Source organism: Streptomyces liliiviolaceus (genome assembly GCF_018070025.1).
GTDB classification, from domain to species: domain Bacteria; phylum Actinomycetota; class Actinomycetes; order Streptomycetales; family Streptomycetaceae; genus Streptomyces; species Streptomyces liliiviolaceus.
This window is the reverse complement of sequence record NZ_JAGPYQ010000001.1, coordinates 3,920,564-3,935,411: the sequence shown is the minus strand read 5'-3', so window position 1 is coordinate 3,935,411 and position 14,848 is coordinate 3,920,564. Positions and strand designations below refer to the sequence as shown.

Annotated in this window: 13 protein-coding genes and 1 pseudogene; 9 read left to right on the top strand and 5 right to left on the bottom strand. The window is 69.7% G+C overall.

Features of this window, described 5'->3' with window-relative positions; genetic code table 11:
- The first annotated feature begins 74 nt into the window (after positions 1 to 74).
- From J8N05_RS17190 to J8N05_RS17155, 8 genes are all read left to right on the top strand, one after another.
- On the top strand, positions 75 to 911 hold the full coding sequence (locus J8N05_RS17190) for an NAD-dependent epimerase/dehydratase family protein (protein ID WP_210883768.1): 837 nt from the start codon (positions 75 to 77) through the stop codon (positions 909 to 911).
- A gap of 299 nt (positions 912 to 1,210) precedes the next feature.
- Positions 1,211 to 1,981 (top strand): DeoR/GlpR family DNA-binding transcription regulator, encoded by a 771-nt coding sequence (locus J8N05_RS17185; protein ID WP_210883766.1) that lies wholly within the window; start codon positions 1,211 to 1,213, stop codon positions 1,979 to 1,981.
- 122 nt (positions 1,982 to 2,103) lie between these two features.
- A complete protein-coding gene (locus J8N05_RS17180; RefSeq protein WP_210883764.1) occupies positions 2,104 to 3,474 on the top strand; it encodes an ABC transporter substrate-binding protein in 1,371 nt (456 codons plus the stop codon).
- Entirely contained in the window at positions 3,471 to 4,412 is a 942-nt protein-coding gene (locus tag J8N05_RS17175; protein WP_210883761.1) for a carbohydrate ABC transporter permease, read from the top strand. Before J8N05_RS17180 ends, J8N05_RS17175 begins: the two co-directional genes overlap by 4 nt.
- Positions 4,409 to 5,287 (top strand): carbohydrate ABC transporter permease, encoded by an 879-nt coding sequence (locus tag J8N05_RS17170; RefSeq protein WP_210883759.1) that lies wholly within the window; start codon positions 4,409 to 4,411, stop codon positions 5,285 to 5,287. The genes J8N05_RS17175 and J8N05_RS17170 overlap by 4 nt, the downstream gene beginning before the upstream one ends.
- Positions 5,284 to 6,273, top strand: coding sequence for a zinc-dependent alcohol dehydrogenase family protein (locus J8N05_RS17165; RefSeq protein ID WP_210883757.1), 990 nt, complete (start codon positions 5,284 to 5,286; stop codon positions 6,271 to 6,273). Before J8N05_RS17170 ends, J8N05_RS17165 begins: the two co-directional genes overlap by 4 nt.
- A gap of 241 nt (positions 6,274 to 6,514) precedes the next feature.
- A complete protein-coding gene (locus J8N05_RS17160; protein ID WP_210883755.1) occupies positions 6,515 to 6,736 on the top strand; it encodes a hypothetical protein in 222 nt (73 codons plus the stop codon).
- 72 nt (positions 6,737 to 6,808) lie between these two features.
- Entirely contained in the window at positions 6,809 to 8,011 is a 1,203-nt protein-coding gene (locus J8N05_RS17155; RefSeq protein WP_210890228.1) for a TerD family protein, read from the top strand.
- A gap of 268 nt (positions 8,012 to 8,279) precedes the next feature.
- Here J8N05_RS17155 and J8N05_RS17150 read toward each other — a convergent pair whose 3' ends face one another.
- The 4 genes and pseudogenes from J8N05_RS17150 to J8N05_RS17135 all read right to left on the bottom strand — a co-directional run bounded on the left by J8N05_RS17150 (position 8,280) and on the right by J8N05_RS17135 (position 12,584).
- Entirely contained in the window at positions 8,280 to 9,296 is a 1,017-nt protein-coding gene (locus tag J8N05_RS17150; RefSeq protein WP_210883753.1) for a 1-aminocyclopropane-1-carboxylate deaminase, read from the bottom strand.
- Positions 9,297 to 9,326: 30 nt separating this feature from the next.
- On the bottom strand, positions 9,327 to 9,971 hold the full coding sequence (locus J8N05_RS17145; protein WP_210883752.1) for a GntR family transcriptional regulator: 645 nt from the start codon (positions 9,969 to 9,971) through the stop codon (positions 9,327 to 9,329).
- 78 nt (positions 9,972 to 10,049) lie between these two features.
- Positions 10,050 to 10,700, bottom strand: a pseudogene (locus tag J8N05_RS17140) (TROVE domain-containing protein); the annotation flags it as partial.
- Between the two features lie 405 nt (positions 10,701 to 11,105).
- Positions 11,106 to 12,584 carry an alkaline phosphatase PhoX gene (locus J8N05_RS17135; RefSeq protein WP_210883750.1) on the bottom strand — a complete coding sequence of 493 codons (1,479 nt, stop codon included), beginning with the start codon at positions 12,582 to 12,584 and terminating at the stop codon, positions 11,106 to 11,108.
- A gap of 331 nt (positions 12,585 to 12,915) precedes the next feature.
- Here J8N05_RS17135 and J8N05_RS17130 point away from each other — a divergent pair, with 331 nt between their 5' ends.
- Entirely contained in the window at positions 12,916 to 13,095 is a 180-nt protein-coding gene (locus J8N05_RS17130) for a hypothetical protein (protein ID WP_247706305.1), read from the top strand.
- Positions 13,096 to 13,311: 216 nt separating this feature from the next.
- On the opposite strand, the gene J8N05_RS17125 is transcribed toward J8N05_RS17130, so the two are convergent.
- Positions 13,312 to 14,751 (bottom strand): hypothetical protein, encoded by a 1,440-nt coding sequence (locus tag J8N05_RS17125; RefSeq protein ID WP_210883745.1) that lies wholly within the window; start codon positions 14,749 to 14,751, stop codon positions 13,312 to 13,314.
- Positions 14,752 to 14,848: the final 97 nt, after the last annotated feature.

The following is a 14,848-nucleotide window of genomic DNA, read 5'->3' as shown; positions in this document are numbered from 1 at the left end:
AGCGTGTCCATGGATGTGAATGCCGTACACGCTTACGCATATGCATACGGCTGCTGATTCTAGGAGACCCGAGGATGCCCGCTCCGCGCACCGCTCCCCGCACCGTCCTGCTCACCGGCGCCGCCGGAGGCCTCGGCACCCTGATGCGCGGACTGCTCCCCGCCTACGGCTACGAACTGCGCCTCCTCGACATGCTGCCCATCGAGGGCGAGCCGGACGCGATCACCGCGGACCTCGGCGACAAGGAGGCCCTGCGCGAGGCCGTCCGGGGCGCGGACGCCGTCATCCACCTCGCGGGCATCTCCCTCGAATCCACCTTCGAGAAGATCCTGAAGGCGAACATCGAGGGCACCTACAACCTGTACGAGGCCGCGCGCGAGGAGGGCGTCGGGCGGATCGTCTTCGCCTCCTCCAACCACGCGGTCGGCTTCACCCCGCGCCCCGAGGGCGAGGCGCCCCACGAGCCGGGCGCCCTCATCCCCATCGACACCCCGCGCCGCCCGGACACCTTCTACGGCCTCTCCAAGTCCTTCGGCGAGGACCTGGCTCAGTTCTACTGGGACAAGCACGGCCTGGAGACCGTCTCCGTGCGCATCGGCTCCTGCTTCCTGGAGCCGACCACCGTGCGCATGCTGTCGGTCTGGATGAGCCCCGGCGACGGCGCCCGCCTCTTCCACGCGGCCCTGACCGCCGAGCACGTCGGCCACAGCGTCGTCCACGGCTCCTCCGCCAACACCCGCCTGTGGTGGGACCTGTCGTCCGCCCGCGCGCTGGGTTACGAGCCGCAGGACGACTCCGAGCAGTACGCCGAGAAGCTGATCGCGGACCAGGGCGAACTGGACCCGTCGAACCCGGACCACGCCCGCCTCGGCGGCGCCTTCGTCACCAACCCCCCGGTGTGGCCCCACTGACGCTCCCGGCCGCCCGCGGCGGGCCCCGCCGACACTTCAAGCCACCCCATACGGACGACCCCACAGGGCGGACGGGCACCGAACGGGCCCGTCCGCCCCGCCGTTCGGGCACGCCCCCTGCCCGAATTACGCTCCGCCGCAGGTCCGCAGCGGGCGCCCGTCTCACCCAACGGGCACACACGGGCGTCATCGGACCCGCAACAGACCTGGTCAGTGGCGCGTACCCGCTGTAGAACTTCCCCCATGGGTCGAACGGGCCCGAACGGGCAGTAGGCACGTACGCAAGGGAGCGGAAGCGGGTGTCGGGCATGAGCGCGGAAGAACGGCAGCGGGCGATCGTGAAGACCGCCCGACGCACGGGCGCCGTCGACGTGAACGAGCTCGCGGCCGAGCTGGGTGTCGCCAGGGAGACCGTGCGCCGCGATCTGCGCGCCCTGGAGGACCACGGCCTCGTCCGCCGCACCCACGGCGGCGCCTATCCCGTGGAGAGCGCCGGCTTCGAGACGACGCTCGCCTTCCGCGCCACCAGCCACGTACCCGAGAAGCGCCGGATCGCCGCCGCGGCGGCCGAGCTGCTCGGGGACGCGGAGACGGTCTTCGTCGACGAGGGCTTCACCCCCCAGCTCATCGCCGAGTCACTGCCCAGGGACCGACCGCTGACCGTGGTCACCGCGTCCCTGGCCACCGCGGGCGCGCTCGCCGAGGCCGACAACAAGACGGTGCTGCTGCTGGGCGGCCGGGTCAGGCCCGGCACGCTGGCCACCGTCGACCACTGGACGACGAAGATGCTCGCGGGCTTCGTCATCGACCTGGCGTTCATCGGCGCCAACGGCATCTCGCGCGAACACGGCCTCACCACCCCCGACCCGGCCGTCAGCGAGGTCAAGTCACAGGCCGTCCGGGCCGCGCGCCGCACGGTCTTCGCGGGCGTGCACACCAAGTTCGGCGCGGTCAGCTTCTGCCGCTTCGCGGAGATCAGCGCCCTGGAGGCGATCGTCACCAGCACGTTCCTCCCCACCTCCGAGGCCCACCGCTACTCGATGCAGGGCCCTCAGGTCATCCGAGTCTGACCCAGGAGTCCGAAAACCCGACCGACCCACCACAACGGCACCACACTCCCCCTGCCGGCCCCTCGTGAGCCCCTGCCATCCCCATGTCATCCCATTTGTACTGATACATCCAGGAGTGATCCATGCGAACCCAGAGCCGACGGAGGCCGCGCGCGATGTTCGCCGCGGCCGCCGCAGGGACGCTGCTCGCCCCGCTGCTCTCCGGTTGCTGGGCCGGAGCGGGCGGTGCGGGCTCCGGTGGCAACTCCATCAACGTCCTCATGGTCAACAACCCGCAGATGGTGGAGCTGCAGAAGCTCACCGCGGCCCACTTCACCAAGGAGACCGGCATCAAGGTGAACTTCACCGTGCTGCCGGAGAACGACGTCCGCGACAAGATCAGCCAGGACTTCGCCAACCAGGCCGGCCAGTACGACGTCGCGACGCTCTCCAACTACGAGATACCGATCTACGCCAAGAACGACTGGCTGCGCGAGATGGACTCGTACGTCGCCAAGGACCCGGGCTACGACGAGCAGGACGTCCTCAAGCCCATGCGCCAGTCCCTCACCGCGGAGGACGGCAAGCTCTACGGACAGCCCTTCTACGGCGAGTCGTCCTTCCTGATGTACCGCAAGGACGTGTTCGCGAAGAAGGGCCTGACGATGCCCGACCGTCCGACCTGGGACGAGATCGCCGACCTCGCCGCCAAGGCCGACGGCGCCGAGTCCGGCATGAAGGGCATCTGTCTGCGCGGCCTGCCCGGCTGGGGCGAGATCATGGCCCCGCTCACCACGGTCGTGAACACCTTCGGCGGCACCTGGTTCGACAAGGACTGGAAGGCACGGCTCGACTCCCCCGAGTTCGAGAAGGCGACCAAGTTCTACGTCGACCTCGTCCGCAAGCACGGCGAGTCCGGCGCGGCCCAGTCCGGCTTCGCCGAGTGCCTCAACAACCTGACCCAGGGCAAGGTCGCCATGTGGTACGACGCCACGTCCGCGGCCGGTTCCCTGGAGGCGGCGAAGTCCCCGGTCAAGGGCAAGATCGGTTACGCACCGGCGCCGGTCGACAAGACGGAGTCCTCCGGCTGGCTCTACACCTGGGCCTGGGGCATCCAGGACGCCTCCCGCAACCCCGACAAGGCGTGGAAGTTCGTCTCCTGGGCGTCCAGCAAGGAGTACGAGCAGCTGGTGGGCGACGAGATCGGCTGGTCCAACGTGCCGGCCGGCAAGCGCGCCTCGACGTACACCAACGCCGACTACCGCAAGGAGGCCGGCGCCTTCCAGGAGATGACCAAGGAAGCCATCGAGGGCGCCCGGCCCACCGATCCCGGCGTGCAGCCGCGGCCCGCGCCCGGCATCCAGTTCGTCGGCATCCCCGAGTTCACCGATCTCGGCACCAAGGTCTCGCAGGAGATCAGCGCGGCCATCGCCGGACGCCAGTCCGTCGAGTCGGCCCTGAAGAAGTCCCAGAAGCTGGCCGAGGAGATCGCCGAGGAGTACGAGGGACGATGACCGCGACAACGACAGCCCCCGTGGCCGCACCATCCGTAGACACGCAGAAGAGGCAGCCCTCCGGCCGCATCCGCGCCTGGGCGACCCGGGCCCCCCTCCTGCCCGCCCTGATCTTCATGATCGCCGTGACCCAGCTGCCGTTCGTGGCCACGCTGGTGATCTCCTTCTTCGACTGGAACTCCCTGTATCCGGACGCCCGCAGCTTCACGGGCTTCGGCAACTACACGGAGGTCCTCACCGACGCGGCCCTGCGCAAGTCGGTCTGGGTGACCATCCTGCTGACGGTCTCCGTCGTCCTGGCCAGCCTGGTCCTGGGCCTGGGCCTCGCCCTCCTCCTGGACCGCAAGTTCCGGGGCCGCGGCCTGGTCCGCACCCTGTTGATCGCACCCTTCCTGGTGGTGCCCGTAGCGGCCGCCCTGCTCTGGAAGCATGTGCTCTACAACCCTGAGTACGGCCTGCTCAATGGCTTGCTGCACTATGTGGGCGGCCCACAGCCCGACTGGATCTCCAACACCCCGCTGCTCGCCATCGAGGCGTCCCTCGTCTGGCAGTGGACGCCCTTCATGATGCTGATCCTGCTGGCGGGCCTGCAGAGCCGGGACCACCAGCAGATCGAGGCGGCCAGGGTCGACGGCGCGAGCAACTGGCAGGTCTTCCGCTACCTCACTCTGCCCCACCTGCGCCGCTACCTCGAACTGGGCGCCCTGCTCGGCTCGATCTACATCGTGCAGAACTTCGACGCGGTCTTCACGATCACGTCCGGCGGTCTGGGCACGGCGAACCTCCCCTACACCGTCTACCAGACCTTCTACCAGGCCCACGAGAACGGCCTCGCCTCCGCGGCCGGCGTCCTGGTCGTCATCGGCTCGATCATCATCGCGACCTTCGCGCTGCGCGTGGTCTCGTCCCTGTTCCGCGAGGAGGTGTCCCGCGCATGACCGCCACCGCCGTACAAGCCCGTCCCAGCACCAAGTCCGCCGACCCCGGCCCCCGCCGCCCCAAGGGACGGGGCCTGGGCCTGGTCGCCTGGCTGGCCGGCATCGTCTTCTTCCTGCCCATCGCCTGGATGGCCCTGACGTCCTTCCACTCCGAATCGGACGCGGCGACCAACCCACCGTCCTTCGCGGCACCGCTCACCCTCGACGGCTACCGCGAGTTCTTCGGCACGGGCGGCGGGGCGAGCCCCTGGCCGTCCCTGATCAACTCGACCGTGGCGTCCCTGGCGTCGACGCTCCTCGTCCTGATCCTCGCCCTCCCCGCCGCGTACGCGCTCTCCATCCGCCCGGTCAAGAAGTGGACGGACGTCCTCTTCTTCTTCCTCTCCACGAAGATGCTGCCGGTCGTCGCGGGCCTCCTCCCGATCTACCTCTTCGCGAAGAACACCGGGATGCTGGACAACATCTGGCTCCTGGTCATCCTCTACACCTCGATGAACCTTCCGATCGCGGTGTGGATGATGCAGTCCTTCCTCTCCGAGGTCCCGGTGGCGATCATCGAGGCGGCGCAGATAGACGGCGCCAAACTCCCCACGATCCTCACCCGCGTCGTGGCTCCGATCGCCCTCCCCGGTATCGCCGCCACCTCCCTCATCTGTTTCATCTTCAGCTGGAACGAGTTGCTGTTCGCCCGCGTGCTGACGGGCGTGGTGGCGGAGACCGCCCCGGTCTTCCTCACCGGCTTCATCACCAGCCAGGGCCTGTTCCTGGCGAAGGTGTGCGCCGCGTCGCTCGTCGTCTCCCTGCCGGTGCTCGCCGCAGGGTTCGCCGCCCAGGACAAACTGGTCCAGGGCCTGTCGCTGGGAGCCGTGAAATGAAGGCCGCCGTCATCGAGTCCGTGGGAAAGGCCGTCGTCTCCGAGGTCCCGGACCCGACACCGGGCCCCCGCGAGGTCGTCGTGGAGGTGTCGGCGTGCGGACTGTGCGGCACGGACCTGCACATCCTCCAGGGCGAGTTCGCGCCCAAGCTGCCGATCGTCCCCGGCCACGAGTTCGCGGGCGAGGTCGTCGGCGTGGGCCGACAGGTCACGGAACTCTCGGTCGGCGACCAGGTGGCCGTGGACCCCTCCCTCTACTGCTACGAGTGCCGCTACTGCCGTACGGGCCACAACAACCTCTGTGAGCGCTGGGCCGCGATCGGCGTGACCACGGCGGGCGGCGCCGCCCAGTACGCGGTCGCACCGGTGGCGAACTGCGTCAAGCTCCCCGAGCACGTACGCACCCAGGACGCGGCCCTGATCGAACCGCTCTCCTGCGCGGTACGCGGCTACGACGTCCTCAACTCCCGCCTCGGCTCCCATGTCCTGATCTACGGATCCGGGACGATGGGCCTGATGATGCTGGAGCTGGCGAAGCGGACGGGCGCGGCGAGCGTCGACATGGTCGACATCAACGAGCAGCGTCTCACCACCGCCCAGAAGCTCGGCGTCTCCGCGTCCGCGACCAGCGCCGACGAGCTGGACCGGCCGCAGGGCTGGGACCTGGTGGTCGACGCCACGGGCAACGCGGCGGCGATCCAGGACGGTCTGGAGCGGGTCGCCAAGGCCGGCACGTTCCTCCAGTTCGGGGTGGCCGACTACGCGACGCGGGTGTCCATCGACCCGTACCGCATCTACAACCAGGAGATCACGATCACCGGTTCGATGGCGGTGCTCCACAGCTTCGAGCGTGCGGCGGAGCTCTTCTCGACGGGTGTCCTGGACCCGGACATCTTCATCAGCGACCGCCTCCCGCTGGACCAGTACCCCCAGGCCCTGGACCAGTTCGCCTCGGGCATCGGCCGAAAGATCGTGGTGGTCCCCTAACCTTCCTCGCCCCCGCCGCCCCTACCCTTCCCGTCACTGCATGGGGGCTCCGCCCCCTACCCCCCCTTTGCGCAGTTCCCCGCGCCCCCAGGTACCTGGGGGCGCGGGGAACTGCGCAATCCTTTGGGCCCACCCCCACGGGGCCGGGGGCGAAGCCCCCATGCAGGGACGGGAACGGGTAGGGGCGGCGGGGGCGAAAAACCCTTGGGCCACCCCACGCCCCCGCCCCTACCATCCCCCCATGCCAAACCCACGCGGCTTCACCTACACCCACCACCCCGACGACACGGTCACGATCACCCACGGTCCCCGCCCCGCCACCACCCTCCGCGGCGCAAGAGCCACCCAGTTCCTCGCGGAAGTGGAGAAGGGCGACCCTCAGCTGGTCATGGCCCGCTGGACGGGCAACTACAAACACGGCAACGAACGAACCGCCCGCAACCACCCCCGCAACCGCCGCTGACCCGGTCGGCCGATTCCCCACTTGGTAAGGGAACGGCAAAGCCGGTCCGCTCGTTCACCCGGCATGACAGCTATGACCCCCGGCTCGAACATCCCTCTCCCCGTCACCCGCGTGACGGTGGACGTCGCCGCCCCGGTGCGGCTCGACGTATCGGGCCTGCTGCTCACCGCCGACGGCAAGGTGCGCTCCGACAACGACTTCATCTTCTACAACCAGCCGTCCGGCCAGGGCGTGACGTACCGCTCCGGCAGCGGCAGCTCCCCCGACTCGATCACGGTCGACACGACAGCCGTGCCCCAGGGCATCGAGAAGATCGTCGTCACCGCGAGCCCGGACGCGGCGGGCCAGACGTTCCAGGGCATCGAACCGACGGCGACGATCCGCAACGCGGACGACGGCTCGGTCCTCGCGTCCTTCACCCCGCCCCAGCTCGGCGCGGAGACGGCGCTGGTCATCGTCGAGGTCTACCTGCGCAACGGCGCGTGGAAGGCCCGCGCGGTAGGCCAGGGATACTCGAACGGCCTGGCGGGCATCGCCACGGACTTCGGCGTGACGGTGGAGGAGCCGGCGGCCCCGGCGGCAGCACCGGCCCCCACCCTCCACCAGCCCCCGCCGGCACCCCCGGTCACCACACCGGCGGCCCCGCCCGTACCTCCGGCGCCCCCGGTGGCACCGCCCGCCCCCGCCCCGGGCACCGGCAAGATCAACCTCGACAAGGGCCGAGTAAGCCTCCAGAAGAACCAAACGGTCTCCCTCACCAAGGGCGGCAGTCCTTTCCTCTCCCAGGTGAAGATGGGCCTGGGCTGGGAGCCGGCGTACCGGGGCAAGGACATCGACCTCGACGCCTCGGTCATCGCCTACGGCCCGCAGCGCAACCACATCGACAGCTGCTACTTCGGCAAGCTCTCGATCGTGAACGGCGCGATCAAGCACTCCGGCGACAACCTCACGGGTGAGGGCGGCGGTGACGACGAGGTGATCGTCGTGGACCTGGGCCGTCTCCCCCAGGAGGTGACGGGCCTGGTCTTCACGGTGAACAGCTTCTCCGGCCAGAAGTTCACCGAAGTGGCGAAGGCCTACTGCCGCCTCCTGGACGCGGCCACGGGCGAGGAACTGGTCCGCTTCGACCTCACCTCGGCAGAGCCTCAGACCGGCGTGATGATGGCCAAGCTCATCAAGCAGTTCTCCGGCGAATGGGAGATGACGGCCCTGGGCAACTTCGTCAAGTCCCGCACGGTTCGAGGAATGGTCAAGCCCTCGGCCCAGGCCCTGTAGCCGCCCACTCCCACTCCCGACGCACCTGGCGGCGGGTGTGCGATCCCCCGCACCCGCAAACGCACGCGGGGGTGGGGGCGGGGCCGTGCCGGTGTGTCACGTTCGCAGCGTACGGCTCCCGCTGGAAACGCCCACCCCCGTGGAAACACAGGGCAGTGCGCACGGGAGGCTGCGAACGGACACACCGGCACGGCCCCGCCCCCACCCCCAGCCACCCCCACCGCGGGCGCACCTCAGAACCGCGGGCGCACCTCAGAACAAACACCCCTCAGAACAACCCGCTGTACGCATTCAACGCAGGCTGCCCGCCCAGATGGGCGTACAACACCACAGACTCCGGCCCGATCTCCCCGCGAGTCACCAGATCCACCATCCCGGCCATGGACTTCCCCTCGTACACGGGATCGGTGATCATGCCCTCGGTCCGAGCGGCAAGCCGCATGGCCTCCAGCGTCACGTCATCGGGAATCCCATAAGTCCCCCCGTGATACCGCGCGTCCAACTCGACATCGGCCTCCGTGATCTCCTCCCGCACACCGATGAGCCCCCCGGTGTTCCGAGCGATCCGAAGAATCTGCTCCCGAGTCCGATCGGGCTCGGCCGACGCATCGATCCCGACAACCCGCCGCACCCGCCCCCCACCCTCCTCCAGCGCACGGAACCCGGCCACCATCCCCGCCTGAGTGGACCCGGTAACAGAGCACACCACAACGGTGTCAAAGAAAACCCCCAACTCCGCCTCCTGCTGGGCGACTTCATAGGCCCACCCGGCAAACCCGAGCCCCCCGAGCGGATGATCAGAAGCTCCCGCGGGAATGGCGTACGGCTTCCCACCCGCCTCCCCAACCTCCCGCAGCGCCAGCTCCCAGCTTTCCTTGAACCCGATCCCGAACCCGGCCCGCACGAGCCGCACATCGGCGCCGGCCAGCCGGCTGATCAGGATGTTGCCGACCTTGTCGTACACGGAGTCGGGCCAGTCCACCCAACTTTCCTGCACGAGCACGCACTTGAGCCCGGCCCGAGCGGCGCAGGCAGCGACCTGCCGGGTGTGGTTGGACTGGACTCCGCCGATCGACACGAGCGTGTCGCACCCTTGGGCGAGCGCGTCCGCGACGAGGTACTCCAGTTTGCGGGTCTTGTTGCCCCCGTACGCGACACCGGAGTTGCAGTCCTCCCGCTTGGCCCAGAGCGAGGCCCCACCGAGATGCGCGGTCAACCGCTCCAGCCGGTGCACGGGCGAGGGCCCGAACAGCAGGGGATAACGCTCGTACGAATCCAGGGACATAGGTGGACCCTCCAAGATCGAACAGCCGTATCAGTCAAGGTCGACGAGCCCTTCGAGCCCCCGCCAGATCTCCGAGGTGACCCGAACCGCCTCGTCCACATCACCGTCCGCACACGCTTCGATCAGCCGCTCGTGCAACCCGGCCGAGCGACAGTTGCCCCCCTCGCCGAAACGCCGCCGCTCCAGCCGCCGGATCAAGGGCGTGTACCGCGCGACGGTGGCCGCGGCCGCCCGATTCCCACTCACCCGGACCAGCACATCGTGCAGCTCGTCGTCGGCACGCAGGGCGGCGTCGACATCCCCCGCCCGCACGGCGTGCGAGAACCGCGCGTTGGCGGACCGCATGGCATTGACGTCCGCCCCCCGCAGCCGCGGCACGGCGACACGCACGGCCAGCTCGTGCATGGCCCCGACCACGGCCGCCGCGTCCCGCACATCGGCGGCGACAACCGCGGTCACGCGCGTATAGCTCTGCGGCTTGCTCTCCAGCAGCCCTTCGTCGACGAGCCGCGCGAACGCGTCCCGCACCGGCGCCCTGGACAGCCCGAGCCGCTCAGCGAACTCGGCGTCCCTGACGACGGCACCGGGCTCGATCTCCCCGGCCACGATGGCGTCACGAATGGACGCGTAGGCCTGATCCCGAAGAAGCGTCCGCGACACCGGCCGAATAGTCATAACTAAAATGTTAGATGTCACTCAAGCCCCTGACAAGCCCAAGCCCGAAGTGGGCCCGCACCCGAACACGGACCCACTCGCAACCCTCGGGTTGTGCCGACGATCGAGCGCGTACCGGAACAGCTCGCCCTGCCACGGCTTCTCCGGATCCGGCGCGGCGTGCACGAGATTCAGGACGTCCCCGAAGCGGTACCCCTTGGACGCCGTGTCGTACTTCAGCAGCGACCTGCCCCCGTACAGCCGCCGTACGGCGTCGGCGATCCCGCGCTTCACGGGCTTGGGCACGGCCCGCCCGTACCGCGAGGTCCAGTACGCGAGCAGCTCACCGGGCTCGTCGGGGCGCCGCAGCACGGACGCGACGACCTGCCGGTTCGCGGGCCCGTCCGTGGCGCCCGCGTCGAGGCGCGCCTTGACGTACTCGGCGGCGCCCACGATCGACGCGGTCCGCATGTTGCCCTCGCCGCGCAGCCAGTCGAGCAGGGCGGCCGTCCACGACGGGTCGGCGACGGCGAGCTGCCGTACGAGCGCGGCGAACCGGTCGTCGCGCGCCTCGCCGCTCTCGTAGAAGGTCTTCTGCGCGACGAAGTTGGCGATGGAGAGCAGGAACAGCTCCGAACGGGGATCCCGCTCGGCCCCCCGCCCGCCCTCGTACGTCCGCAGCACCCGCCCCGTGGAGGTGACACGCGAGGTGCCCCGGGCCTTCGCCGCCTTGGTGTTGAACCGCGCCATGGTGAATTCCCCCGAATTCATGAATGTTCCGGAGGGAGGCGCAGCAAAGGGAGCGTGCCCGAGTTCAAGGGTCGGCGGCGGACTTTTTCCAGATGCTCTACCGAATTGAGCTACACCGGCCCGAGGCTGATGACGGGACTTGAACCCGCAACCGTCCGATCCAATGAAGTAACCGCTGCCTGCGCACCGGGCACACACCGTTTGCCGCGCCTCCCGAGATCAAGTCGACTGCGGCCTGGATTCTTTGGAAGAGAAGTAGCCGCAGCCATCGCACCGGGAGGTGCATGAACTTGTGTGTCCAGCGCGAGTCGAAGCAGATCCCGCCTCGCACCTGGACGTTGTCCACTGTAGAAGGCGTGTCACGGACCGGGCGAGCGATTAAATTCCCGCTACGGGTAACGCATTTCAGCGACGCTTCTGCCGCTTCCAGGGCCCCTTGATCGCGACCATGATGCCCGGCACCTGGATATTGGCGTACAGGGTCTTTCCGTCGGGTGAGAACGTGACGCCGGTGAACTCGCTGAACTCGGGCTCCTCCTCGGTGCCGATGTTCAGGTCGTTGCGGGCTATTGGGTACGTACGACCGCTGTCCGTCGCGCCGAAGAGGTGCGAGACGCCTTCGCCGTCCTCGGCGATGACGAGACCGCCGTAGGGCGACACGGTGATGTTGTCGGGGCCGTCGAAGGCGCCGTCCTTCGACGGGTCGGGGTTCACCCCGAGCAGCACCTTCAGGGTCAGCGTGCGGCGCTTGGGGTCGTAGAACCAGACCTGCCCGTCGTGCTGGACGGGGCTCTCGTCACGGGCGTACGAGGACACGATGTACGCGCCGCCGTCGCTCCACCACATGCCTTCGAGCTTGCGGGCGCGGGTGACCTCGCCGGTGTCGAACTGCTCGCGCACCGGAACGGTCTTCCCGTCCCGGTCGGGCACGTCGATCCAGTCGACCCCGTACACCGTGCCGATCTTCGTGGCGCGGGACAGGTCGTCGACGTAACGGCCGCCGGAGTCATAGCACTTGGGCGCCTGGAGCACCCCGGCGTCGTCCGCGAGGGTACGGAATCTGCCGCGGCCGTGGGTGAAGCCGTGCGGGGGCTTCCAGCGGAAGAACAGGCCGTTGGGCTCGGAGTCGTCCTCGGTGAGGTAGGCGTGGCCGCGCTTCGGGTCGATGACGACGGCCTCGTGGTCGTACCGGCCGAAGAACTTCAGGGGCTTGGGGTCGCGGTTGGCCCGCCGGTCGCCCGGGTCGACCTCGAAGACGTAACCGTGGTCCTTGGTCATGCCGTTCTCGCCGGCCCGGTCGGAGTTCTCCTCGCAGGTGAGCCAGGTGCCCCAGGGCGTGCTGCCGCCCGCGCAGTTGGTGGAGGTGCCCGCGATGCCGACCCACTCGGCGACCGCGCCGCCGGGACGCACCTCGACGACCGTGCAGCCACCGGAGGCGGCCGGGTCGTAGACGAGGCCCTCGGTCAGCGGCACCGGGTACGTCCAGTTGGCGCGCGGGCCCTTCAGCTCGTGGTTGTTGACGAGGAGGGTCGTGCCGCGCGGACCGTCGAAGGTGGCCGTGCCGTCGTGGTTGGAGGGGGTGTACTCGCCGGACTCCAGCCTGGTCTTCCCGCTGTACGTGACGACGCGGTACGAGAACCCGGCGGGCAGCGCGAGGACGCCCTTGGGGTCGGGCAGCAGCGGCCCGTACCCGACGGTCCCGCCGTGCCGCTCGCCGGCGTCACCTTCGCCGTAGCCGTCGTCGCCGTCGTCGCCCGAGGTCTCGGTGTCGGTGGACGCGAGGGCGCCGGGTGCGGTGGCGAGTGTGCCGACGCTGCCGATCAGGGCGACACCGGCACCGGTGATCGCGGATCGTCTGGCGAAGTCCCTGCGGGTGAGCGACATGCTGTCTCCTGTGACGGTGGAGTGTGACCGTGGCGAGCGGCGAGCGGGGTGCGGCGGACCCGGGGGTCGGCCACACGGTCCCGCCCGTGACTGAACGCCGGTTGAACGCCGTCCGACTTTCCGGGCCCCCGTTGTGTGAACGCGCCCCGATCCGTCCCTTCGGCCCCACGCCCCCCCCATACGGCCCATCAGCCCTCGCACCCGCAGTGCGGACCGGAATAATCTCGGAACCAAGGACCGGCAGAACCGGCAGGACCGGACGGCGCATGGGAGGCGAGCTGAAGTGGACGCACGTCAGGCACGCCATCTTCATGAGGAGCGGTTGCTGGCGATGGCCAATGTGAGTGGGGTCGGGACGGGGCGGGACGAGGAGTCCGGCGAGGATGTCGTCGTCGTGTTCGTCACGCGCAAGGTGCCCCGCGACGGGCTCCGCCCCGAGGACACGATCCCGGACGCCCTGGAGGGCATCCCGGTGCGAGTCCTCTCCATGGACGACCCGTCCGACCCCTGACCCGCGTTTCCCGCCCCCGCCGCCCCTACCCTTCCCGTCACTGCATGGGGGCTGCGCCCCCTCGCCCCCGTATCGCGCTCCGCGCTCGTCCTCAAACGCCGGACGGGCTGAATACGTTTCAGCCCCTCCGGCGTTTGAGGAGCGGGGGTTCGGGGGCTGGCCCCCGAGTCAGTGACGGGACGGGTAGGGGCGGCGGGGGCGAAAACAACAAACCCCCTACCCCCCTTGCTGCGACCGAGCCTTGAACGCAGCCTTCCGCGCCTCCTTCGCCACCTTCTTGTCCGGATGCAACCGCCCCATCGCCTCCAGCACATCCGGCGTAGCAGGATGCTCCACCCGCCAGGCCGCCGCGAAGAACGACCCGTGCTGCGCCGCGAGCCCCTCCACCAGCGCCTGCAACTCCTCGGAGTTCCCCTCGGCCGCGAGCTGCGCGGCGATCGTGTCGACGGTCAGCCAGAAGACCATCTCCTCGGACGGCGGCGGCACGTCCGGAACGCCCCGTTCGGCGAGCCAGACCCGCGCGAGCCCACCCAGCTCGCCGTCGTCGAGCACCTCGTGCAGCGCGGGCGCGGCCTCGGTCCCGACGAGGGACAGTGCCTGCTGACAGCGCAGCCGCCGCAGCGGCGCCCCCGCGTCGGCCCCGCGCGCCGCGGCGAGCAACTCCCGCGCGGCGGCGAGGGGTTCACGCCGGGCGAGCCACTGCTCGGTCTCCGCCTGCGCGGCCATGGGCGGGAACGCGGACGTGCTGTCGAGGAGGACGTCGGCGCCCTTGTCCGCGAGGTCGCCCACCGCGGGCGCCGCAAACCCGGCCTCCAGGAGCCGCGCCCGGATGCCGTACACCCCGAGCGGGGTGAGCCGCACCATCCCGTACCGGGAGACGTCCGTGTCGTCCACGGCCTCGGCGGACGAGGCGGCGGGTTCCTCGCCCACCTCGGCCATGAGCGCCTCGTCGACCGGCTGGAAGTCGACGAGCCCCACCAGTTCCAGCACCCGGAACTGGTCGTCGAGCCGCATCATCGCGTCCGAGACCTGCTCCAGGACGTCGTTGGTGGGCTCCCCCATGTCGTCGGGCACGATCATCGACGCGGCGAGCGCGGGCAGCGGCACCGGGCCGTCGCCGGGTCCGTCCTCGCTGGCGGTCAGGAGGTAGAGGTTGCCGAGGACGCCGTCGAGGAACTCGGCCTCGGCCTCGGGGTCCCAGTCCAGCGTGGAGAAGTCGATCTCGCCGCCTTCGTCCATGGCGTCCACGAGGTCGTCGAGGTCGGGCACGCTCGCGTCGGCGAGGACCGTCTCCAGGGCGCCGAGCCACAGTCCGAGGACGTCCTGCGGTGCTCCGGAGAGGACGAGGGTCAGATCGGCGCCGGCGGCGACCGTGCCCTCCTCCTCGTCCACGACCGCGACGAGCCCGGTGTCCACGGCCACCCGCCAGGCCTCGCTGGCGTAGGCCGCGGCGTCCTCGCCGTCGAGTGCCAGTTCCGCGGCGGCGGCCGCGAGCTGTTCCTCGACGAGTTCGCCTCCGGCGCCGACCCGGGTGTCCGGGCCGGCCCAGCGGGCGAGCCGCACGGCACGCGACAGGAGCGGCGTGGCGAGCGCGTCCCGTGCGAGCTCCGCTTCGGAGTGCAGACGCACCGGCGGCAGGGGGGAGCTGTCTGACATCGGCTGGTTCTCCTAGGACGAACGTCGGACGTCGATCTCGTATCTCGGCGCCCGGCTGTACTCGACTCGCGTGTCCGGCGCCCGTCCGGACGCGCGA